This is a genomic window from Bradyrhizobium sp. CCBAU 21365 (assembly GCF_015291305.1).
Taxonomy (GTDB): domain Bacteria; phylum Pseudomonadota; class Alphaproteobacteria; order Rhizobiales; family Xanthobacteraceae; genus Bradyrhizobium; species Bradyrhizobium elkanii.
In genome coordinates this window covers 1,523,269-1,543,794 of the sequence record NZ_CP030036.1, presented here as the reverse complement: position 1 = coordinate 1,543,794, position 20,526 = coordinate 1,523,269, and the positions used below count along the sequence as shown (strand labels likewise).

Genomic DNA, 20,526 nt, shown 5'->3' with positions numbered 1-20,526 from the left:
GTCGGATCACCGCACGGCGTGCGCGGTCTGGTGCGGATCCGTCGGTGCTGCAGCTGCGTCGACCTCGCGCCAGGCTTGCGGCCGGACCTTGTCGCCGGCGGCGAATTTCTGGAACCCCTCGACGACGACCTTGTCGCCGGCCTTCAGGCCGTCGGTCACGAACCAGGAACCACCCTGCAGCGAGCCGGTGCGCACCGGCTGCACCGCGACGTGATTGTCGGCCTTGACGACGAACACCTCGCTGCCACCACCGCCATTGCGCTGGATCGCCTGCTGCGGCACGGCAATCGCATCGCTGTCGATGCCCTGCTCGATCAGCACGCGCACATACATGCCCGGCAGCAGGATGCGATGCGGGTTCGGGAACTCGCCGCGCAGGGTCACCTGCCCGGTATAGGCGTCGACCTTGGCGTCGGAGAACAGCAGCTTGCCCGGCAGCGGGTAGATCGAGCCGTCGTCGAGCACGAGGCGCACCTTCATCGCGTCGGGTGCGATGCGATCGAGGTCGCCGCTCTCGAAGGCGCGGCGGAGCTGGTTCATCTCGGTCACCGACTGCTGGAAGTCGGCGTAGATCGGATCGAGCTGCTGGATGGTCGCAAGGCTCGCGGCGTCGTTCTGCACCACGAGCGCGCCCTCGCTGACCAGCGCCGCACCGATGGTGCCGTCGATCGGCGCGCGGATCGTGGCGTAATCCAGATTGAGCTTGGCGCGCGCGACTTCGGCCTCGCGGCCCTGCACGTCGGCTTCGGCCTGCTTCAGCGTCGCGATCGCCTTTTCGTTCTCGGCTTCCGGCGCCGCGCGCTGGCTGGTCAAGGTGGCGATACGGCGGGCCTGCAGCGCGGCCTGCTCGAGCACGGCCTTGGCGCGCGCCAGCGCCGCCTCGGTCGACTGCAATTCGACTTCGAACGGGCGCGGATCGATCTGGTACAGGGGATCGCCGACCTTCACCTCGCTGCCCTGATGGAACATGCGGTTGACGACGATGCCCGAGACGCGCGGGCGAACCTCGGAAACACGGGTCGGCGCGATGCGGCCCGGCAGCTCGCGCAGCATCGCGCGCGCCTGCGGTTTCACGGTGACGACACTGACGTCCGGCTCGGGTGCTTGCACGGCGGCGGTTGCGGTGTTCGGCTCGTCGCAGCTAGCAAGCAGTGGCGCCGTCACGGCCAGCATCAGAGCAATGCATGCCGATTGCGCGCGAAGTCCAGACATTGAGATAATCGCCCCTGAAAGGTTTGAACAAACGAACGGCGGTGTCACGACGACACCGCTCGTGTTGCTGCGATGAAAATAAAATCTGCTTGCTGCGACGCAATGCGTTTTTCGGCGGCTCAATGTCACAGAACGCTATCACCCTGATTTTGCGGCATCTTTTATCTTGTCACCGCATTGTGAGCGGGTTCCATCGCAGGCTGTGGGAATGCATTAAGGTCTGCGTGAGCGGGAACCCCGCCATTTTGCCTGCGCGGAATGCCGCACCTCGCAACACCGAGACGATCGGACCGAATCACCGCGGGCCGCGCGCCTCATCCGAGGGTGCGTGCAAACCGAGCTCATCTCGCGATCTGCGGGTGGGACGCGCAGCTCGGTGGATGGCGATGCGCCGACCGGTCGGAAAGCCGTGCAAAGCGGCAACGGCCCGCGAGATTCCAACCCAACGTGCTGTTTGCTGCCCCTGGAATCGGCTTTCCTCACTCTGCCGCTGTGCCATATTGCTTGCAGATGCGGCCTTCGCGAACGGATGACCCGGCAATGCCCCCTTCCCGCTCCGACATGGAGATCGAATTGAGCAAGCTGTCCTCGCCCCGGATCTTCCTGGTGCGGATGCTGGTGTTCCTGGTGCTCTGCGGCCTGGTCGGGGTCGTGCTGTACAAGCAGATCGTCACCGCCTTCTTTGCCAATCCGGGGCTGAACGCCCTGATCGGGGCAGTGCTGCTGATCGGCATCATCCTGGCGTTCCGCCAGGTGATCCGGCTCTATCCCGAGGTCGCCTGGGTCAACAATTTCCGCATCGCCGACCCCGGCCTTGCGATCGAGCGCCGCCCGACGCTGCTTGCCCCGATGGCCGCGATCCTCGGCGGCGAACGCTCGGGGCGAATGTCGATCTCGCAGCAGACCATGCGGCATCTGCTCGATTCGATCGCAACCCGCCTCGACGAAGCCCGCGACATCTCGCGCTACATGACCGGCCTGTTGGTGTTCCTCGGCCTGCTCGGCACCTTCTGGGGCCTGATCGAGACGGTCGGTTCGGTCGGTAAGGTGATCGACGGGCTCAAGGTCGGCGGCGACGCCGGCGCGCTGTTCGATACGCTGAAGGAGGGCCTCGCCGCGCCGCTCGGCGGCATGGGCATCTCGTTCTCGTCCTCGCTGTTCGGCCTTGCCGGCTCGCTGATCCTCGGCTTCCTCGACCTGCAGTCGAGCCAGGCCCAGAACCGCTTCTACACCGACCTCGAGGACTGGCTCGCCGGCACCGTGCGCGGCATTTCCGGCGATGAAGCCGGCGTTTCCGGTAACATGCAGGGCGCGATCGACCGGCTCCGCACCGCGCTCGAGGAAGGCGGCGGCGGCCGTAGCACCACGGCCGCGATGGCCAATCTTGCCGAGGCGATCCAGGGGCTGGTTGCACATATGCGCACCGAGCAGCAGATGATCCGGGAATGGGCCGACGGCCAGGGCGAGCAGAACCGCGAGATCAAGCGGCTGCTCGAACGCCTCGCCCGCCAGCCCGAGAAGAGCTAGCCGGGGAGCAAGCCCAAGGAGACACCCATGGCCCTCGCCCGCTCGCGCCGCAGCGAATCCGGCTTCAACTACTGGCCCGGCTTTGTCGACGCATTGTCGACCCTGGTGCTGTCGATCGTGTTCCTGCTGTCGGTGTTCCTCGTCGTGCAGTTCTTCCTGTCGCAGGAGGTCACCGGCAAGGACAAGGCGCTGGAACAGCTCACCGCGAAGATCGCCCAGCTCAACGACCTGTTGTCGCTGGAGAAGCTCTCCAAGCTGACGCTCGACGACCAGGTGGCGCAGCTGCGCGCCGGCCTGGCCTCCGCGGAAGGCGAGCGCGACCGCATGAAGGGGCTCTATGAGGGGCTCGCGAGTTCCGGCAGCGACGCGCAGGGCCGCGCCAACGAGCTCAACAAGGCGCTGGAGTCCGAGAAGGCCGTATCGTCGCGCGCACTGGCGCAGATCGAGCTGCTGAACCAGCAGATCAGCGCGCTGCGCCGCCAGCTCGCTGCGCTCGAAGAGGCGCTCGACGCCTCCGAGAAACGCGACAAGGAATCGCAGAACCGCATCGCCGATCTCGGCCAGCGTCTCAATGTCGCGCTGGCGCAGCGGGTGCAGGAACTATCGAAATACCGCTCGGAATTCTTCGGCCGGCTGCGTGCGATCCTCGGCAACCGCCCCGATATCCGCGTCGTCGGCGACCGCTTCGTGTTCCAGTCCGAAGTGTTCTTCGACACCGGCCAGGCGACGCTGCTGCCCGAGGGCAAGACCGAGCTCGAAACGGTCGCGAGCGCGCTGATCGATCTCGACAAGCAGATCCCACCCGAGATCGCCTGGGTGCTGCGCGTCGACGGCCACACCGACGTGCGGCCGATCAACAGCCCGCTGTTCAAGTCGAACTGGGAACTGTCCTCGGCGCGCGCGATCTCGGTGGTGCAGTACCTGGTCTCGCTCGGCGTGCCGGCGCAGCGCCTGGTCGCCGCCGGCTTCGCCGAATTCCAGCCGCTCGACGCCGCGCAGACCGAAGAGGCCTACAAGCGCAACCGCCGCATCGAGCTGAAGCTGACGGAACGCTAGGACGACGGCGCCCGGCCAACCAGTCGTCATTGCCGGGCTCGACTGTGTTTGCGTGAACCCGTGGGACGGGCACACGGCACTATCCGTTCGTCGTCCTGGCGAAAGCCAGGACTCATAGCCACCGCACTTGATCCTGGACGGGATCGTGGCCCCAGCATCGCGCAACAATTGGGATTTGGGATAATGGGTCCTGGCTTTCGCCAGGACGACATTGAGTGTGTGGCGCGGTCCGTGAGTCACACATCCGCATTCTCGCGACATGAATGTCCAAACTTCATGTCGAAGGATCTGCAACGACCGGCGAGGCGTCGCCGCGATCGGTCGAGACCTTCCATTACACGGATATGTGCTTCCTCGCTGGCGAGGCGTCCGGGAACGCATCAAATGCGGCTGACGTTATGCTGGTATCGCAATCTCGCGGGCTTGGCGGATATCTCGTCTCCGTCGCGGCTGTGCCCATCGCTCCAGCCTCACCGCGCCATCTCGGACCTGCGCATGTTCAAGACCAAATTCGCCATCGTCGTCGCCGCCGGCCTCATCCTCGCACCGGTCCAACTTCTCGCGCAAAACACCGGCGGCACCCCGCTGCCGCCCAGGCCGGGCGACCGCGCCGCGCCGTCGAACGGCGTCGGCGGCACAGCGCTCCCGACCCAGTCCGGCCAGCGCGTCGCACCGTCTTCCGGCACCGGCGGCGGCAGCGCCGCACCGGCGCTTCCGGGAGGCCCGACCGGCACCACCACCGGCAATGCCGACAACCCGCAGCGGCGATGACGCGAGCCACGCTAGCGCGGGACGTCCTCGCGTGAGCCATTGAACGCGCGGCCGATGCGATCGGCGATGGTCTGCGCCGAACGTCCATTCGAACATTGATTGATGAACGCTGCGCTAGACCGCGCCGGCCGGCTCCGCGGCCGGTTCAACCGGCTCGACTTCGGCCGTCACGAATTTGAGCCCGTAGGTCTTGCCGCGACGCCAGACCACCTCGCAAGGGTAGCGCTTGGCGTGATCGGCGAGCAGCGTCAGCGCGAGGCGGTCATTCACCTCGAACTCGACCTCGGTGGTGATCTTGGCGCCGCCTGGCGAGATGTCGACCACGGCGCATTGGCTCTCGGTCGCGCCGTCGTCGACCGTGATCCAGGCCGCACGATTGTTGAGCTGGCGCCGCGGCTCGCGGCTGACCTTGATCCGTGCTCCATTGCTCGCCATCGTCGCCGTCCTTGAAGCCATTGGTCATTGAAAGACATTGCACACCGCGCACGTCGATCGACGCGCCCGGCACAGAACCGCAGCGGTCACAATGCCGGCCCCCCGTAAAGTCCGGCTTAGCGCGATCGCTTGAACTTTACCGGAATCTTGACCCGGCTTTTAGCGAACGGGGATTCTGCAATTCCATCAGCGGGATACCGGCCACATGCGCAGCCGCCGGCTTGACACGGGGACTGCACTCTTGGTGAAGTGGCGGCCGTGGTCTTGACCACATCCCTGCAACAAGAGCGCTTCAAGCCGCCTTTTCCGACGGAAACGACCCATGCTGATCCCCCTCGCCGACGTGCCGCGCTGGTATGCCGAACGCAAGCCCGCGGATACGATCGCCATCAGTCATGGCGCGGATGCGTTGACCTGGCTCGAGCTCGAGCGCCGCGCCAATGCACGGGCGCGCGCCTTCGCCGCCAAGGGCGTCAAGCCCGGCGACTTCGTCGCGATCGGGCTGCCCAACAGCAACGCGTTCTTCGAGACGACCTTCGCGGTGTGGAAATGCGGCGCGACGCCGACCTCGCTGTCATGGCGGCTGCCGCGCGGCGAGGCCGCCGCGGTGCTCGAGATTCTGAAACCGTCGCTGGTGGTCGGCGGCGAGGGCGACTGGAATGCGCCGAATTCGCTGCCGGTGAATTTCGTGCCGGATGGATTCTCCGAGGAGCCGCTCGATGCGCCGGTCGCGCGCTATTGGAAGGCGATGACGAGCGGCGGCTCGACGGGACGGCCGAAGGTGATCCTCGATCACAACCCCGCGGTGATCGAGACCACGGCCGAGGCGACGCTTGGCATTGCGCGCGACACCTCGCTGCTCAATCCCGGGCCGCTCTATCACAATGCGCCGTTCATCCTCTCGCACTTTGCGCTGTTCGGGGGCGGAAGGGTCACCGGCATGGTGAAGTTCGACGCCGAGGAGACGCTGCGGCTGATCGAGCGCGAGCGCGTGCAGTGGGTGAATTTCGTGCCGACCATGATGCACCGGATCTGGGCGCTGCCCGAGGAGGTGCGCAACCGCTACGACGTCTCCAGCCTGAAGATCGTGTTTCACATGGCGGCTCCGATGCCGCCCTGGCTGAAGGAGAAGTGGATCGAATGGCTCGGTCCCGAGCGGATCTGGGAGCTCTATGGCGGCACCGAACGGCAGGGCGCCTGCGTGATCTCGGGCGTCGAATGGATGGCGCACAAGGGCTCGGTCGGCAAGATCGGCGAGACGGCAAAGCTGCGCATCATCGGCGAGGACGGCAACGACGTCGCGCCCGGCGAGACCGGCGAAATCTATTTCCTGCCCAACGACGGCGCCGGCTCGACCTATCACTATCTCGGCGCAACGCCGAAGCGGCGGCCGGATGGCTGGGAGTCGCTCGGCGATATCGGCCGGCTCGACGAAGAGGGTTATCTCTATCTCGGCGACCGGCTCGCCGACATGGTGCTGCGCGGCGGCGCCAACATCTATCCGGCCGAGGTCGAGGCCGCTGTCAGCGAGCATCCCGAGGTGCGCTCCTGCGTCGTGGTCGGACTGCCCGATCCGGAATTCGGCCAACGCGTGCACGCAATCCTCGAGCTCGCCGACAGCGCCGATGCACAAGCGATCGCCGACGGCATGGGCGATTTCCTGAAGGACCGGCTCAGCCGCTATAAGCATCCGGAAAGTTTCGAGCGCGTCGGCACCGCGCCGCGCGACGATTCCGGAAAGGTTCGCCGCACCATGCTGCGCGACGAGCGCGCCGCGTGGATCAAGGACAACCGCGCCTTCCGCATCATGCCGGCGCGTGCGGTAAAAACCGAATAGGTTCAATCATCTTGCGAGGAGCAGGTCTGCACGCCACATGAGCTGTGCAGGCGGCCCTGCAAGGTATATCATTCCATCTTCCCTGCCGGCAGAACCTCGGTCTACCTTGAGGTTCCAGCGCCCTGCACGCCAGGAGATCCCTTGATGCCTTCCGCGACCGAATGGAAAGTGCCCGCGGCCTTTCAGCCTCGCCCCGAAGATTACCGTTACGATCTCGATCGCGCGCTGATGAGTGTGGTCGGGTTGCATTCGATCATTCCGCCGGATGCTTTCAGCGCCGAGACGCTCGGCACCGAGCGCGCCGGCAATGGTGTCCTGATCGACGACGGGCTGGTGCTGACGATCGGCTATCTGATCACCGAAGCCGCCACGGTGTGGCTGCATCTCGGCGACGGCCGCGCGGTCGAGGGCCACGCGCTCGGCTTCGATTTCGAATCCGGCTTCGGCCTGGTGCAGGCGCTCGGCCGGCTCGATCTCGAGCCGCTGCGGATCGGCTCGTCTGCGGCGACCCAGGTCGGCGACAATGTGGTGCTCGGCGGCGCCGGCGGCCGCACGCGCTCGGTCGCAAGCCAGATCGCGGCGAAGCAGGAATTCGCCGGCTACTGGGAGTATCTGCTCGACGAGGCGATCTTCACCTCTCCGTCGCATCCGAACTGGGGCGGCACCGGGCTGATCAACAATGCCGGCGAGCTGATCGGCATCGGCTCGCTGCAGCTCGAACGCGAGCGCTCGGGCCACGCCGAGCACGTCAATATGATCGTGCCGATCGATCTGCTCAATCCGGTGCTGGACGATTTGCGCAAGTACGGCCGGGTCGACAAGCCGGCACGGCCGTGGCTCGGCATGTACACGACCGAGATCGACAATCGCCTCGTGGTGGTCGGCGTCGCCAGCAAGGGACCCGCGGCGCGCGCCGAACTGAAGACCGGCGACGTGATCCTCGCGGTCGACGGCGACAAGGTGACGAGCCAGACCGGCTTCTACCGCAAGCTCTGGTCGCTCGGCGCGGCCGGCGTCGACGTGCCGCTGACCATCTATCACGAGGGCGTCACCTTCGACGTCACGCTGACCTCGATCGACCGCATGAAGCTGTTGAAGGCGCCGCGGCTGCACTAATACAAAACAGAAGAGGCAGCAGCGATGAGCGAGGCCGTGGTTGACGACATCGTGGCCGTGCTGCCGCCGCTGCTGCAGACGCTGGAGTCGCTGTCCTTTGTCGCGCGCAACCTCAATCCGCCGGACTTCGATCGGGTGATGCAGATCGCCGGCGAGCCGGAGGAGGCGCTGCAGGCGGTGCGGCCGCGGCTTGCCGCATGGCCGGAGAAATTCGCACATATCAAGACCGCGCTGGAAGCTGCGATCGAACCGGCGCTGTCCGGCTATGCGGGCCTGCGCGCGGTGCAGAACGGCGAAGGCGACCTGGTCAGCGTGTTCCGCGCGCTGCGCTATCTGCCGCGGGCGCAAGAGGCGCTCTATCCCTTGACCGAGCTGCCGCCGGTCAGCGGTTTCTTCATCGCGCCCGATCTGCGCGAGAACACCGAGCTGCAGGCGAAGCTCGCGGCCAAGCCCAACGCCGACACCGGCATCTTCCATGAGCGCAACGAGCCGGGCAGCCGCGGCGGCTTCTCGATGTACGTGCCGGAATACTACACGCCCGATCGCGCCTGGCCGCTGGTGATGGCGCTGCATGGCGGCAGCGGCAACGGCCGCGGCTTCCTGTGGAGCTGGCTGCGCGATGCGCGCAGCCGCGGCGCCATCCTGGTGGCGCCGACCGCGACCGGCCAGACCTGGGCACTGATGGGCGAGGACACCGACACGCCGAATCTGAGCCGCATCCTCGACCAGGTGCGGGCGCGCTGGACGATCGACGAGACGCGCCTGCTGCTGACCGGCATGAGCGACGGCGGCACCTTCAGCTATGTGAGCGGACTCGACGGCGCCTCGCGCTTCACGCATCTGGCGCCGGTTGCGGCGACCTTCCATCCGCTGATGGCGGAGATGGCCGACGCGGAGCGGCTGCGCGGCTTGCCGATCTTCATCACCCATGGCCGGCTCGACTGGATGTTTCCGGTGCAGACCGCGCGGCAGACCCAAGGCCTGCTAGCGGCCGCCGGCGCCAAGGTGATTTACCGGGAGATCGACGATCTCAGCCACACCTACCCGCGCGAGATCAATGCGGAGATCATGCAGTGGCTGAATGGAGCAGTTACTGGCGACACCTGAGGAAATCTCTTCCGTCACCCTGAGGAGCGCGAAGCGCGTCTCGAAGGGTCGACGGCCCGGCTGCGGCCGCGCGGCTGCATCGGGGCCGAGACGCGCTTCTGCGCAATCGCCGCATCGACCGACGCCTGCGATCCCACATCGAGCTCGAGCGAGCGCAGGTCGACCTTGTTGTCGCGCGCGAACTCCTCGATATCGGCGACCGCGGCGGCGTTGCGGCCGGTGGTGTGACGCATCGAGGCGTAGACGGTGTGGCCGGCCCTGGCGAGCGCGTTGGCGTTGAGGCGGCCGAAGCCGCTCGAAGCGCCGGTGATGACGATGACCTGTTTCATGACAAATATCCCTGTGAAGTCGGTTGAATGCGCGTTGGGTTGGAGATGTGCGGGCGTCAGACCAGGCCGCCATTGGCGCGCAAGGTCTGGCCGTTGATCCAGGAGCCGTCGGGACCGGCGAGGAACGACACGACAGAGGCGATGTCGTCGGGCGTGCCGAGCCGCTCCAGCGGGACCATCTTGGCGAAGCGGTCGATCAGCTCGTCCGACTTGCCGTGCAGGAACAGATCGGTCGCGGTCGGCCCGGGCGCGACCGCATTCACCGTGATGCCGCGGCCCCGCAATTCCTTGGACAGGATCGCGGTCAACGACTCGATCGCGGCCTTGGTCGCGACATAGATGCCGTAGGTCTCGAGCCTCGTGCCGACGACGCTGGTCGAAAAGTTGACGATGCGTCCGCCGTTGCGCAGCCGGCGCGCCGCTTCGCGCATGGTGTTGAAGCTGCCCTTCAGATTGACCGCGACCTGCTGGTCGAACGCGGCATCGTCGCTGTCGGCGATCTTGCCGAGCTTCATGATGCCGGCATTGTTGACCAGCACGTCGACGCCGCCGAAGGCGGCTTCCGCCGCGTCGAACATGCCGCGCACCGCGCTGGCATCGCTGACATCGGCCTTCGCGGTCAGTGCCCGGCCGCCGGCGGCCTCGATCCTGTCGGCCACCGCCTGCGCGGACTTGGCGTCGCCGGAGTAGTTGATGACGACGGTGAAGCCGTCCCTGGCAAGGCGTTCGGCGACCGCCGCGCCGATCCCGCGCGAGGCGCCCGTCACCAGGGCCACCTTGTTGGTTTGGTTGGTCATTTTCAGTCTCCCATCAGGGTTGGGCGGCCGCGCCGCGTTCGATGGCAGGACACTATGCCTTGGCGTATGCCGGATAATCATGCATCTTCTGGCATCACTATTCGTTACATCCGGATAATAGATGGACCGTTTCGACGCGATGCGCGTGTTCACCCGGGTGGTCGAGCGGCGCAGCTTTTCGCTGGCCGCCGAGGATCTGGGGCTGCCGCGCTCGACGGTGACGGACGCGGTGAAGGGGCTGGAGGCGCGGCTCGGCGTGCGGCTGCTCGAGCGCACCACGCGCACGGTGCGCGCGACGCTCGACGGCGAGGCGCACTACCGCCGCTGCCTGTCGCTGATCGCGGACCTCGAGGACGCCGAGGGCGCGTTCGGCGGCGCGCGGCCGAAGGGACTGCTGCGGCTCGAGGTGCAGGGCACGCTGGCGCGGCACTTCCTGCTGCCGAACCTGCCGGGCTTCCTCGCCGAATATCCCGACATCGAGATCAACATGAGCGAGAGCGACCGCTGGGTCGATCTGATCCGCGAAGGCGTCGACTGCGTGCTGCGCTTCGGCAAGCTGCCCGACAGCGACATGATCGCGCGGCAGGTCACGATGCTGGAGCGGTTGACCTGCGCGACGCCGGATTATCTTGCGCGCTTCGGCACGCCGGTCGACCCGTTCGCACTCGACGGCCATCGGATGATCGGCATTCGCTCGCTGACGACCGGACGCCTGCGGCCGATGGAGTTCGTGATCGACGGCGTGCTGAAACAGTTTCCGCTGCCGGCGCCGATGTCGGTGACCGGCCCCGAAAGTTATCTGGCGAGCGCCAAACTCGGTCTCGGCCTCGTGCAGGTGCCGCGCTTCCACGCCGAAACCGATCTTGCCAACGGAACGCTGGTCCCGGTGCTGCAGCAATGTCCGCCGCCATCGGTGCCGGTCAACCTGCTCTATCCGCGCGACCGCCAGCTGTCGCCGCGCGTGCGCGTGTTCATCGATTACGTGATGCGGGCGTTCGCGCGAAGCTGATCGATCGCCGGAACCACAGCGAGCCCCACAACGTTATGCTTCCGACACTGGAGGGATTAGGCGATGCGGACCTTTTTCGGCATGATTTTGGGCGCGCTGCTGCTGATATGCGGCGTCTATGTCTACGATTCCATGCGGACATCGAGCGTTGCCAATGGCGAGGTGGCGCAGGACACGCGCACCATCGTCAATTGGGACGTCGCGGCGCATGACTGGAACCTGCTGAAGACGCGCACCCGCGAGCAGTGGGACAAGATCGCGGCGAAGTAACGATTGTTTTCAAGCCGACACAAAAGCAGATGGCCTCTCCAGCGCCGGAGAGGCCATTTTCGTCGCAGGAGGCGCGATCAATTCTGCTCGGTCTTGCGGCCCATATTGGCCTTGCGGGCGTCGGCGATCACCTGCTCGAACTGATCCATGCTGAGCACGCCCGGCACGCGGTACTTGCCGACGATGAATGACGGCGTGCCGTTGAAGCCGAATGCCAGCGCCTGCTCGTTGTTGCGCGAAAGGATCGCGTCGATCGCCTTGGCGTTGGCGTCGTGATCCTTCTTCAGCCGGTCCATGTCGAGGCCGGCGCCCGAGAGCAATTCGGCGATGCGCGGCTCGGTGATGCGCGAATTGACCGAGATCATCGCCTCATGCGCGACGTCGAACTTGTTCTGGTACTTCGCCGCCAGCGCCATCCGCGCCGCGACCTTGGAGACCGGCCCGAGGATCGGCCAATCCTTCAGCACGAGGCGGACCTTGCCGTCGTCCTGCACCACCTGGCGCAGCTCCGGCGCGAGCTTGCGGCAATACGGGCAGTTGTAGTCGAACCATTCGACGATGGTGATGTCGCCCTTGGGGTTGCCGATCACCGGAATGTCCGGATCGCGCAGCACCTGCTCCTCGGTCAGGACATTGTCGTCCTCGGCGCGCGCGGCGCCCGCGGCCATGAGCGCGATGCCGGCACCGATCAGGCCGAGCGCGCCGCGGCGGGTGGCACCGGCGTTGATCAGGGGCGATTTCGTCAGTTGGGTCATGGCTGGCTTTCGCAAGGGCTCCTCGCCCTCCTACGTTCAGGACACATCGATGTTACGCAGCAGCATATAGATCGCGACCACGATAATCACTGTCGCAAACACGATATTCAGCGCGCCGCGCCGTTCCGACAGGTGGCGGGCGCTGCGTGTGCCGAGCAGGCCGCCCGCGATGCCGCCGGCGACGAATAGCCCCGCCAGGCCCCACGACACCAGCCCGGACCACGCATAGCTCAGGGCCGTGGTCATGCCGAAGGCGGTGACGGCCACCAGCGAGGAACTGACCGCGTTCATGATCGGCATCCCGGTCGCCAGCATCAGGGCCGGCACGATCAGGAAGCCGCCGCCGATGCCGAAGAAGCCGGACATGGTTCCGGTGGCAAGCCCGAGGCCGATGATCGCGGGCATGTTGGACATCGAGATCTTGACGTCGGTCAGCCCGACCCGCGCACGGCTCTTCAGCATCAGGCCCGCGATCACCAGCATCACCAGCGAGAACAGCGCGAGCAGCTTCTGCCCCTCCAGCATCTTGCCGAGGATCGAGCCGCCGAATGCGCCCAGCATGCCTGACAGCGCGAACACCAGCGCGCAGGACCAGATCACGGTGCCGCCACGGGCGTGGTTGGAGAGATTGACCGCGGCGTTGGCGGCGACCGCGATCGCCGAGGTGCCGATCGCGACATGCGGCTCCGGCACGCCGACCACATAGACCATCAGCGGCACGGCAAGGATCGAGCCGCCGCCGCCGACCAGGCCCAGCGAAAAACCGACCAGCATGCCCGATGCCAGCCCAAGCACGCTTTGAGTTGCGGAGAACACCAAGGGGAACAGACTCGCGTTTGAGGCGGCGACCCTAGAAGGATTTGCTGCTCAACGCCATACCAATAGCACAAAACTGCCCTGCAGCCGGACTCTCTATGTCAGCATGATCTCCGCGCAAACGCGTTGCGTTTGTCGCGAGGGAAAACCGGTTCCCACTTTGCGCTAACGCGGCCCTCCGGGTCCGGATCATGCTCAGCGCAGCAGATAAGTCACAGCCAGCGGCACCAGCAGCGAGGTGACCAGCGCATTCAGGCTCATCGCGATCCCGGCAAACACGCCGGCGACCTCATCGACCTGGAAGGCGCGCGCGGTGCCGATGCCATGGGCGGCGATGCCCGCCGCAAAGCCGCGGGCGCGAAAGTCGGTGATGCCGGTGAAGTTCATCAGGGGCGTGACGATGATCGCTCCCATGATGCCGGTGAGGATCACCGACACCGCGGTCAGCGAGGGATCGGCATGCAGGGATTCGCTGATGCCCATCGCAACGCCGGCCGTGACCGATTTCGGCGCCAGCGACAGGATGACGTCGCGCGGCAGCCCGAACGCCTGCGCCAGCAGCACCACCGAGACGATCGCCGTCAGCGAGCCGATCGCGAGCGCAACCAGCATCGGCAGGATCGCCGCCGCGACCCGCCTGCGGTTCTCGTAGAGCGGCACCGCGAGCGCCACCGTCGCCGGCCCGAGCAGGAAGTGCACGAACTGCGCGCCGGCAAAATAGGTGGTGTAGGTGGTCCCGGTCAGCAGCAGGAACACGCCGATGATCCATACCGAATGCAGCACGGGATTGGCGAGCGGGTGCCGCCTTGTCTTCAGCGACACCGCGTCGGCCACCGCATAGGTCAACAGCGTCACCGTCAGCCAGAGCAGCGGCGACTGCGAGAGGTAGACCCAGAGCGAGAACGGATTGTCGCTCACGGCCGCTCCTCCTCGCGCGAAAGCAGGCTGCTCGCCGCAACGAAGGTCGCAACCGTCGCCAGCAGGGTGACGATGACCGACACCGCGAGGATCACCAGGACGGCGATGCCGTGCTCGGCGAGCAGATCGAGCTTCTGCACCACGCCGACGCCGGCCGGGATGAACAGCAGCGAGAGATTGGCGAGCACGCCGCGACTCGCGCTCTCGACGCCGTCATCGCCGAGCGGCCCGCGCGCCAGCGCCGGAAAGCGGTCGCGCGCCAACAGCAGCAACAGCAGCAGCACGAGGCCGACCACCGGGCCCGGCACCGGTACCGCCAGCGCGCGCACGGCGACCTCGCCGACCAGCTGGCAGAGCAGGATCAGGCTGAGGCTGGCGATCATGGCAGGAAGCTCACGCGACACATCCGCCTATCAGGTCGGTGTGGCGATGGCTTGTCAATGCGCCGGTCTTGGATGCGTGCGCAGATCTTGGGCGCCGCTGCTTTCAAATCCGTCACACCTTCTCAGACCATCATCCCCGCTTGTCGTCCCTGCGAAAGCACTAGAGCATGCACGTATTTGGTGCGGCGGATTGACTCGGGATGGAGACAGGGGATTCCAGAATCGGCGATCCGTGTGATTTCTATTGCGACGCTCCAGGTTGGACGGGGGTGTCGGGTGTTGTTACGAATTGACTGGACGTTAGGACGGTTCGGGGATCGTCGTCTCGATAAAGGGGGGCGGCGCTCGTCGAACGCATGGTTGCGGGCAAGACGGTCTGCCTGCGGCGGCTTTCCAGGGGTGATCGTGCGCTGGAGGTGCGGTTCAACCGCTTTCTCGGCCACGACAAGGTGACGGCGGAGCGGATCATCGAAAGCTGGGGCGACAGCACGGTTGCCGCGGTAGAGGGCCGCCATGTGCTGGCGATCCAGGACACCAGCGAGATCCACTTCAACACCACGCCGCAACGCCGGCGCGGGCTCGGCGAAATCGGCAAGGGCAATAACCACGGCGTGCTGCTGCATCCGCTGCTGGCCGTGGATGCCGACGATGGCAGCTGTCTTGGACTTTTGAGTGGGCAGGTATGGACGCGCCAGGGGCGTCGCACCACGACGCATGACGCACGTGACTTGTCTGACAAGGAATCGCAACGCTGGATATCCACCGCCATTGCGGCCAAGCCGCTGCTCACCGCTGCCGGAACGGTGACGGTCCTCGGTGATCGCGAGAGCGATATCTTTGCCCTTTATGCCAGCTCGGCCGAGCAGCACTTCCATGTCATCGCGCGCAGCATGCATGATCGCAAGCTTGCCGACCGCACCGGCCTGTATGAGGCCACCGACGCCATGCCTGTGGTGGATCGGAGGGCGATCCAACTGCCTGCGCGCGCGGCGCGACCGGCACGTCAGGCCCATCTCGAACTCCGCTTTGGCGCAATCGAGCTTGCCCGCCCGCAGAGCAAGTTCCTGCGCCATTTGCCGAAAAGCTTGCCGCTGGCGGTGGTCGACGTGTGCGAGATCAATGCCGGGCCCGGCGCAGAGCCGCTGCACTGGCGTCTGATCACCTCTCACGAGATCGCCACCGTCGACGACGCCTGGCGTATCGTCGAATGGTACAAGCAGCGCTGGATCATCGAGCAGTTCTTCCGCGTCCTGAAGACGCAAGGCCTCAAGCTCGAAGACAGCCAGATCGGAACCGCCGATCGTCTCCTCAAACTGGTCGCTATCGCCGCCAAGGCAGCCGTCATCACCATCCAGCTTCTGCAAGCGCGCGATGGCGGTCAGCAGCCCATTCGCGTTGCCTTCAACGACAACGAGATCAACGCGCTTGCCGCCCTCAACCGGCAACTCGAGGCCAGGAGCAAGCGACTGAAAAACCCACATCCGCCCGACAGCCTCACCTGGGCAGCCTGGATCATCGGCCGCCTTGGCGGTTGGGACGGCTACCCGTCGTCTAAACCTCCAGGCCCCATCACCTTCAAAAATGGCCTCGAATACTTCCTGGCCGTCGCAGCAGGATGGAGCCTCAGAGATATGTGCATGCCCTAGTGCGAAAGCAGGGACCCATAACCACCGCATTCGGTGATGACCGGGATCGCGGCCCCAGCAAGCGCAACAATTGAGATTCGGGGTAATGGGTCCTGGCCTTCGCCAGGACGACACTGGGTGTGTGGCGCGACCTGCATTCACAATCGTCGTCCCTGCGAAAGCAACGCGCGCAGAGTTAGGCTTCTACCCTTCCCGCCGCTGCAGCGCCATCAGCGTGCCGCTCATGGTCGCGACCAGCGTCTCGACGCCGTCCTGGATCGCATAGGCTCGGCCGTCGCAGACCGTCAGCGTGCGGCCGGGCTTGACCACGACGCCGCGGAACACGAACCGCTCGCCGCGGGCCGGCGCCAAGAGGTTGGTCTTGAACTCCACCGTGAGGATGTCGGAGCCTTCGGGCATCAGCGTGAAGGCGGCGATGCCGCAGGCATTGTCGAGGCCCGCGGTGATGATCCCGGCATGCACGAAGCCGTTCTGCTGGCAGAATTCCGGTGCATAGGGCATCGCGAGATCGACTTCACCGGGCTCCATGCGCGCGATCGAGATACCAAGCGTCTGCATCGCGCGCTGGCGCGCGAACGTATCAGTCGCGACCGCGTGATAATCGGGATTCTTCGGCTCGAAGCGGGGCATCGCGGTCACGCACTCACGGGTTCTGACGGGACGAGATGCGGCATCGCGGCGTAGCGGATCGCCGGCGCAAACGGCGCCGCCTTGCGCGCGGCGCGATCGATATGCACGGCCGCGATCTCGCAGGTCGCGGCAATTTCGCCGGTCTCCGCATTGCGCATCTCGTGCAGGATGCGGATCGACTTGTCGCGGAACTCGACCAGCCGGCTCTTGACCTCGACGAGGTCGCCGGCGAGCAGTTCGCGCTTGTAGGAGATGTTCTGCTGCACGGCGGCCATGCCGCGGCCGGACTCGCGCAGATGGCTCGGCGTCAGGCCGAGCCGCGCGAACATGTTCCAGCTCGCCTCATCGAACTTGCCGACATACCACATGACGTTCATGTGGCCGATGTGGTCGCAGTGCCAGGGATAGACCGTGCCGCGATAGGTCGCCTCGCCTTCCATCCTGCCGCTCCTCGATTGCTGATACGGTAGCGTATCAAGATCGAGGCAGGCTAGCAATACGGTACCGTATCAAAGCATGATCCGGAAAAGTGCGAAGCGGTTTTCCCTCGCGACAAACGCAACGCGTTTGCGCGGAGATCATGCTCAAACAAGCGACTAGTGCGCGATAACGATCCGATCGCGCACCAGGTACGCGGAGATCACATGACTGAAAGCAAGGGCGACGTCTGGGTCGCGGCGGGCTTTGCCGAACTCGCGCATAGCGGGGTCGACGGCGTACGGGTCGAGGTGCTGGCGAAGAATCTCGGCGTCACCAAGGGCGGCTTCTACCGCCGCTTCAGGGATCGCGCCGCGCTGCTCGAGGCCATGCTGACGCGCTGGCGCGACGGCCGCATCGCATCGATCGAGAAGCAGACCGCGCTCGACGGCGCCAGCGCGCGCGAGCGGCTGAAGGCGATCATCACGCTGTATTCGGAGCGCATGAACACCGAGGCGATGGCGGTCGAGCTCGCGATCCGGCAATGGGCGCGCACCGATGAGGCCGCTGCCGCCGCCGCCGCGAGCGTCGATGCCGCGCGGCTGAAGAATGTCGCCCAGCTCTATCGCGCCACCGGGCTGCCGACTGAAGAGGCCGATGCGCAGGCCTTCCTGTTCTACTGCTTCATCTTCGGCCAGAGCCTGCTGTTCCTCGAGCGCGGCCCGCGCAAGCGCGCGCAATTGCTGGCGCAGTCGGCGGACAAGCTGCTGGCGGAAAAGCAGTAAAGGGCAGCAGCCAATAGAGCCGGTGCAAACGGAAAGCGGCCGGCTAACGCCGGCCGCTCGCCGAACCCGGAGGCCGACTCAGGCGCCCTTCAGGCGCTTGTTGCATTCGCTGTAATAGCCGCCGCCCTTCTGGATCCACTTCAGGCCGCCATTGCCGCCGGTGGCCTTGTTGGCATTGTACTGGTCGACGCAGGTGTGCATGCGTCCCTTGCCTTCGGACTCCTTGGCGTATTTGGGATCGATGGCGTTCGGAAACACGGCGGGTCCTGACGGCGCCGCCGGTGCCGCGGCGGGCGCCTGCTTGGCTTCCTTCGGCGCGGCCGGAGCGGGCGCGGCGGCTGCCGGCGGCGGAGCGGCGGGCGCTGCGGCCGGGGTCGCGTCGGCGCCGCACTGCGCCTTGCGGAAATCATTCCACTTCTGGCCGCCGAGGGTGCCGGCCGACTTGGCCGCCTGGTACTTGGCGCTGCATTCCTGCGCGGTCAGGGCCTGCGCCGGCGCGCTCGCCGCAAAGGCTGCAAAGCCCGACACCGCAATCACGCACAACAATCTGGTCTGAATGGTCATCCCTGGTCTCCCGTCATCCCTGGTTTCCCCTTGGTTTCCCTTGGTTGGTTTCCCTTGGGGGGCATTGGCGTAAGACCATTATCCTAGCGCAACCCCGACTTGCGACAACGCACCAGCGCGCCTGCGCGTTAAAATATTGTGGCGGCGGGACCGCTGCATGTTCATCCACGGTTCAGCATCGTCGCGCGACGTTTCGGCCCTCTTTCCCTCACGAGGTGCCCCATGAAGACGATTTCCACGCTCGCGTCCGCAACCGCCCTTGCCTCCCTGCTGCTGATGGGCGGCGCTTTCGCGCAAACGGCCGCGCCCGCCGCCAAGGACGCCGCTCCGAAGGCCGAGACCAAGGCGCCGGCCGAGAAGAAGCCGCGCACCGCCGAATCGCTGGAATGCTCGAAGGAAGCCGACGCCAAGGGCCTGCACGGCAAGGAGCGCAAGAAATTCCGCTCCGAGTGCAAGAAGGAGAAGTCGGGCGGCGGCGCCGCCGCTGCGCCCGCGGCGACGAAGTAATACGCACGCTCTGGCCACCCTCCCCTGGAGGGCAGGGCAATCGCATATGGCAGCGAAAAGCTTGGCGGCGCTATTTCCACATCGTCATGGCCGGGCTTGTCCCGGCCATCCACGTCTTTTCCGCGCGGAAACCAAGACGTGGATGCCCGGCACAAGGCCGGGCATGACGAGTCGGTGGAGGGATCGAGCGCACATGCGATAGCCCTGCCCTGGAGGGGGAGGGTCGGCAAGCATCGCGCGAAGCAAGATGCTTGGCGGGGTGGGGTGACGCTCTCGCGCATCGGGTGCTGCCCGTGCTGAGAGATCACCCCACCCCGCCTCGCATTCGCTTCGCTTCATGCGAAGCGACCCTCCCCCTCCAGGGGAGGGTGAAGCAGGATTCGTCGCGTTTTCCGGCGCAATGCTGCAATCGCGAGATGCATTTGTCGCGTTCACGCGAATTTGCCATAAGGCGGCGTGACCCTGATCCGCGCTTCGATGGCAACGGCCATTCCCGACCGCAGCAAAGTCCTGAACGGGCTCGAGACCCTCGTCATCGGCACCGTCGGCGGCTTGCTGTTTCTGTGGGCAGAATTGCCGGGCGGCCTGATCTCGGGAGCGATGGTCGCGGTCGCGATCGCCGCATTGGCCGGACGGCCGCTCGCGGTGCCGGCGGTGCTGACGCAGTCGGTGCTGCTGCTGCTCGGCATCTCTCTGGGATCGCTGATGTCGCAGCAATTGCTGCAGCACATGAGCTCCTATCCGCTCACCATCGGCCTGCTGGCACTGGCGACGTTCTGCTCGACCTTCGGCTCGAGCCTCTATCTGCAACGCATCCATGGCTGGGACCAGACCTCGGCCTTCCTCGCCGGCAGCCCCGGCGCGCTGTCGCAGATCACGATCCTGGCCGCGGAAAAGGGCGCCGACGTCGCGGCGATCGCCGTGGTGCAGACCATGCGCGTCATCATCCTGACCGCGGCGCTGCCGCTGGTGCTGGCGCTGACCGGGGTGACGCATGCCGCACCACCGCCATTGCCGACCTCGGTCGCCTCGCCGTTCGGCCTCGTCGCGCTGGTCGCCCTATCGATCGGCGTCTCGCTGCTGCTGCGCTGGATCAAATTCCCCGCCAGCTGGATGTTCGGCGCGATGCTCGCCTCCAGCCTGCTGCACGGCTCCGGGCTGGTCGATGGCGGCCTGCCGCCCTGGCTGCGCAATGTCGCGCTGGTCGGCATCGGCGCCATCATCGGCACCCGCTTCGCGCGGATGAAAACCTCGACCCTGCTCAGTCATGTCAATGCCGGGCTCGGCTCGTTTGCGATTGCCATCCTGATCTCGGCCGTGTTCGTCGCGGTGATCGGCTTCACCACCCATGTGCGGCTCGCCGACGTCGTGGTCGCCTTTGCCCCCGGCGCGATGGACGCGATGCTGGCGCTGGCGTTGACGCTGCACATCGACCCGATCTTCGTCGGCGCGCATCATCTGTCGCGCTTCCTGTTCGTCACCATCTCGACGCCGGGCATCATCCATCTGTTCGGCCGGCCGCAGGACGACGTCGACGATTAACTCGACGGCGAATCTGTTGATCCCGTCATCCTGAGGAGCGCGAAGCGCGTCTCGAAGGATCAACGGCCCCGCTGGTGGCCGTGCATGCTTCGAGACG

At 65.9% G+C, this 20,526-nt stretch carries 22 protein-coding genes and 1 pseudogene; 12 read left to right on the top strand and 11 right to left on the bottom strand.

Annotated elements, in window-relative coordinates; translation table 11 throughout:
- Positions 1-6: 6 nt before the first annotated feature.
- Positions 7-1,212, bottom strand: coding sequence for an efflux RND transporter periplasmic adaptor subunit (locus XI02_RS07260; RefSeq protein WP_026192207.1), 1,206 nt, complete (start codon positions 1,210-1,212; stop codon positions 7-9).
- Positions 1,213-1,752: 540 nt separating this feature from the next.
- On the opposite strand from XI02_RS07260, the gene XI02_RS07255 reads away from it, so the two are divergent.
- The 3 genes from XI02_RS07255 (at position 1,753) to XI02_RS07245 (ending at position 4,566) form a co-directional block, all read left to right on the top strand.
- Positions 1,753-2,739: a hypothetical protein gene (locus XI02_RS07255; protein ID WP_026192206.1), complete on the top strand. Its 987-nt coding sequence runs from the start codon at positions 1,753-1,755 to the stop codon at positions 2,737-2,739.
- A 27-nt stretch (positions 2,740-2,766) separates the two neighbouring features.
- Positions 2,767-3,795, top strand: coding sequence for a peptidoglycan -binding protein (locus XI02_RS07250; protein ID WP_172648694.1), 1,029 nt, complete (start codon positions 2,767-2,769; stop codon positions 3,793-3,795).
- Between the two features lie 384 nt (positions 3,796-4,179).
- A complete protein-coding gene (locus XI02_RS07245) occupies positions 4,180-4,566 on the top strand; it encodes a hypothetical protein (RefSeq protein WP_141713256.1) in 387 nt (128 codons plus the stop codon).
- A gap of 114 nt (positions 4,567-4,680) precedes the next feature.
- On the opposite strand, the gene XI02_RS07240 is transcribed toward XI02_RS07245, so the two are convergent.
- Positions 4,681-5,001 (bottom strand): PilZ domain-containing protein, encoded by a 321-nt coding sequence (locus XI02_RS07240; protein ID WP_069275896.1) that lies wholly within the window; start codon positions 4,999-5,001, stop codon positions 4,681-4,683.
- Between the two features lie 322 nt (positions 5,002-5,323).
- On the opposite strand from XI02_RS07240, the gene XI02_RS07235 reads away from it, so the two are divergent.
- The 3 genes from XI02_RS07235 (at position 5,324) to XI02_RS07225 (ending at position 9,061) form a co-directional block, all read left to right on the top strand.
- Positions 5,324-6,838 (top strand): AMP-binding protein, encoded by a 1,515-nt coding sequence (locus XI02_RS07235; protein ID WP_172648695.1) that lies wholly within the window; start codon positions 5,324-5,326, stop codon positions 6,836-6,838.
- Between the two features lie 144 nt (positions 6,839-6,982).
- Positions 6,983-7,954, top strand: coding sequence for a S1C family serine protease (locus XI02_RS07230; RefSeq protein WP_172648696.1), 972 nt, complete (start codon positions 6,983-6,985; stop codon positions 7,952-7,954).
- Between the two features lie 24 nt (positions 7,955-7,978).
- Complete coding sequence (locus XI02_RS07225) at positions 7,979-9,061, top strand: phospholipase (protein ID WP_172648697.1); 1,083 nt, start codon at positions 7,979-7,981, stop codon at positions 9,059-9,061.
- A gap of 98 nt (positions 9,062-9,159) precedes the next feature.
- Here XI02_RS07225 and XI02_RS07220 read toward each other — a convergent pair.
- Positions 9,160-9,390, bottom strand: a pseudogene (locus tag XI02_RS07220) (SDR family NAD(P)-dependent oxidoreductase); the annotation flags it as partial.
- 56 nt (positions 9,391-9,446) lie between these two features.
- Positions 9,447-10,187, bottom strand: a complete 741-nt coding sequence (locus XI02_RS07215; RefSeq protein ID WP_016841538.1) for an SDR family oxidoreductase — start codon at positions 10,185-10,187, stop codon at positions 9,447-9,449.
- Between the two features lie 121 nt (positions 10,188-10,308).
- Here XI02_RS07215 and XI02_RS07210 point away from each other — a divergent pair, with 121 nt between their 5' ends.
- Entirely contained in the window at positions 10,309-11,196 is an 888-nt protein-coding gene (locus XI02_RS07210; RefSeq protein WP_069275890.1) for a LysR family transcriptional regulator, read from the top strand.
- Positions 11,197-11,259: 63 nt separating this feature from the next.
- A complete protein-coding gene (locus XI02_RS07205) occupies positions 11,260-11,466 on the top strand; it encodes a hypothetical protein (protein WP_016841536.1) in 207 nt (68 codons plus the stop codon).
- 77 nt (positions 11,467-11,543) lie between these two features.
- Here the strand turns inward: XI02_RS07205 and XI02_RS07200 are convergent, their stop codons facing one another.
- The 4 genes from XI02_RS07200 to XI02_RS07185 form a co-directional block, all read right to left on the bottom strand.
- Positions 11,544-12,221: a DsbA family protein gene (locus XI02_RS07200; RefSeq protein WP_069275889.1), complete on the bottom strand. Its 678-nt coding sequence runs from the start codon at positions 12,219-12,221 to the stop codon at positions 11,544-11,546.
- 36 nt (positions 12,222-12,257) lie between these two features.
- Positions 12,258-12,995, bottom strand: a complete 738-nt coding sequence (locus tag XI02_RS07195) for a sulfite exporter TauE/SafE family protein (protein ID WP_016841534.1) — start codon at positions 12,993-12,995, stop codon at positions 12,258-12,260.
- A 237-nt stretch (positions 12,996-13,232) separates the two neighbouring features.
- The gene (locus tag XI02_RS07190; protein WP_069275888.1) at positions 13,233-13,955 is read right to left on the bottom strand and encodes an LrgB family protein; all 723 of its coding nucleotides are present in this window, start codon (positions 13,953-13,955) and stop codon (positions 13,233-13,235) included.
- Positions 13,952-14,338, bottom strand: a complete 387-nt coding sequence (locus XI02_RS07185; RefSeq protein ID WP_172648699.1) for a CidA/LrgA family protein — start codon at positions 14,336-14,338, stop codon at positions 13,952-13,954. Before XI02_RS07185 ends, XI02_RS07190 begins: the two co-directional genes overlap by 4 nt.
- Before the next feature lie 356 nt (positions 14,339-14,694).
- On the opposite strand from XI02_RS07185, the gene XI02_RS07180 reads away from it, so the two are divergent.
- The gene (locus XI02_RS07180) at positions 14,695-15,984 is read left to right on the top strand and encodes an IS4 family transposase (protein ID WP_018269112.1); all 1,290 of its coding nucleotides are present in this window, start codon (positions 14,695-14,697) and stop codon (positions 15,982-15,984) included.
- A 183-nt stretch (positions 15,985-16,167) separates the two neighbouring features.
- Here the strand turns inward: XI02_RS07180 and XI02_RS07175 are convergent, their stop codons facing one another.
- Complete coding sequence (locus XI02_RS07175; protein WP_172649260.1) at positions 16,168-16,614, bottom strand: PaaI family thioesterase; 447 nt, start codon at positions 16,612-16,614, stop codon at positions 16,168-16,170.
- Positions 16,615-16,619: 5 nt separating this feature from the next.
- The gene (locus XI02_RS07170) at positions 16,620-17,054 is read right to left on the bottom strand and encodes a thioesterase family protein (RefSeq protein ID WP_069275887.1); all 435 of its coding nucleotides are present in this window, start codon (positions 17,052-17,054) and stop codon (positions 16,620-16,622) included.
- Positions 17,055-17,258: 204 nt separating this feature from the next.
- Between XI02_RS07170 and XI02_RS07165 the strand changes: the two genes are divergently transcribed.
- Entirely contained in the window at positions 17,259-17,816 is a 558-nt protein-coding gene (locus tag XI02_RS07165) for a TetR/AcrR family transcriptional regulator (RefSeq protein WP_069275886.1), read from the top strand.
- A 78-nt stretch (positions 17,817-17,894) separates the two neighbouring features.
- Here the strand turns inward: XI02_RS07165 and XI02_RS07160 are convergent, their stop codons facing one another.
- A complete protein-coding gene (locus XI02_RS07160; protein WP_018269666.1) occupies positions 17,895-18,380 on the bottom strand; it encodes a hypothetical protein in 486 nt (161 codons plus the stop codon).
- Positions 18,381-18,602: 222 nt separating this feature from the next.
- Between XI02_RS07160 and XI02_RS07155 the strand changes: the two genes are divergently transcribed.
- Together XI02_RS07155 and XI02_RS07150 are read left to right on the top strand one after the other, a co-directional pair.
- Entirely contained in the window at positions 18,603-18,887 is a 285-nt protein-coding gene (locus tag XI02_RS07155) for a PsiF family protein (protein ID WP_172648700.1), read from the top strand.
- Between the two features lie 456 nt (positions 18,888-19,343).
- Positions 19,344-20,429 (top strand): AbrB family transcriptional regulator, encoded by a 1,086-nt coding sequence (locus XI02_RS07150; protein ID WP_016844891.1) that lies wholly within the window; start codon positions 19,344-19,346, stop codon positions 20,427-20,429.
- The last annotated feature ends 97 nt before the right edge of the window (positions 20,430-20,526 follow it).

Excerpts from the sequence above, each read along its gene's own strand:
- XI02_RS07195 (WP_016841534.1), bottom strand. The coding sequence starts at position 12,995 with ATGCTGGTCGGTTTTTCGCTGGGCCTGGTCGGCGGCGGCGGCTCGATC.
- XI02_RS07175 (WP_172649260.1), bottom strand. The coding sequence starts at position 16,614 with ATGCCCCGCTTCGAGCCGAAGAATCCCGATTATCACGCGGTCGCGACT.
- XI02_RS07225 (WP_172648697.1), top strand. The coding sequence starts at position 7,979 with ATGAGCGAGGCCGTGGTTGACGACATCGTGGCCGTGCTGCCGCCGCTG.
- XI02_RS07245 (WP_141713256.1), top strand. The coding sequence starts at position 4,180 with ATGCGGCTGACGTTATGCTGGTATCGCAATCTCGCGGGCTTGGCGGAT.
- XI02_RS07210 (WP_069275890.1), top strand. The coding sequence starts at position 10,309 with ATGGACCGTTTCGACGCGATGCGCGTGTTCACCCGGGTGGTCGAGCGG.
- XI02_RS07200 (WP_069275889.1), bottom strand. The coding sequence starts at position 12,221 with ATGACCCAACTGACGAAATCGCCCCTGATCAACGCCGGTGCCACCCGC.
- XI02_RS07235 (WP_172648695.1), top strand. The coding sequence starts at position 5,324 with ATGCTGATCCCCCTCGCCGACGTGCCGCGCTGGTATGCCGAACGCAAG.
- XI02_RS07185 (WP_172648699.1), bottom strand. The coding sequence starts at position 14,338 with ATGATCGCCAGCCTCAGCCTGATCCTGCTCTGCCAGCTGGTCGGCGAG.
- XI02_RS07250 (WP_172648694.1), top strand. The coding sequence starts at position 2,767 with ATGGCCCTCGCCCGCTCGCGCCGCAGCGAATCCGGCTTCAACTACTGG.
- XI02_RS07165 (WP_069275886.1), top strand. The coding sequence starts at position 17,259 with ATGACTGAAAGCAAGGGCGACGTCTGGGTCGCGGCGGGCTTTGCCGAA.
- XI02_RS07230 (WP_172648696.1), top strand. The coding sequence starts at position 6,983 with ATGCCTTCCGCGACCGAATGGAAAGTGCCCGCGGCCTTTCAGCCTCGC.
- XI02_RS07260 (WP_026192207.1), bottom strand. The coding sequence starts at position 1,212 with ATGTCTGGACTTCGCGCGCAATCGGCATGCATTGCTCTGATGCTGGCC.
- XI02_RS07170 (WP_069275887.1), bottom strand. The coding sequence starts at position 17,054 with ATGGAAGGCGAGGCGACCTATCGCGGCACGGTCTATCCCTGGCACTGC.
- XI02_RS07215 (WP_016841538.1), bottom strand. The coding sequence starts at position 10,187 with ATGACCAACCAAACCAACAAGGTGGCCCTGGTGACGGGCGCCTCGCGC.
- XI02_RS07205 (WP_016841536.1), top strand. The coding sequence starts at position 11,260 with ATGCGGACCTTTTTCGGCATGATTTTGGGCGCGCTGCTGCTGATATGC.
- XI02_RS07160 (WP_018269666.1), bottom strand. The coding sequence starts at position 18,380 with ATGACCATTCAGACCAGATTGTTGTGCGTGATTGCGGTGTCGGGCTTT.
- XI02_RS07155 (WP_172648700.1), top strand. The coding sequence starts at position 18,603 with ATGAAGACGATTTCCACGCTCGCGTCCGCAACCGCCCTTGCCTCCCTG.
- XI02_RS07240 (WP_069275896.1), bottom strand. The coding sequence starts at position 5,001 with ATGGCGAGCAATGGAGCACGGATCAAGGTCAGCCGCGAGCCGCGGCGC.
- XI02_RS07180 (WP_018269112.1), top strand. The coding sequence starts at position 14,695 with ATGGTTGCGGGCAAGACGGTCTGCCTGCGGCGGCTTTCCAGGGGTGAT.
- XI02_RS07255 (WP_026192206.1), top strand. The coding sequence starts at position 1,753 with ATGCCCCCTTCCCGCTCCGACATGGAGATCGAATTGAGCAAGCTGTCC.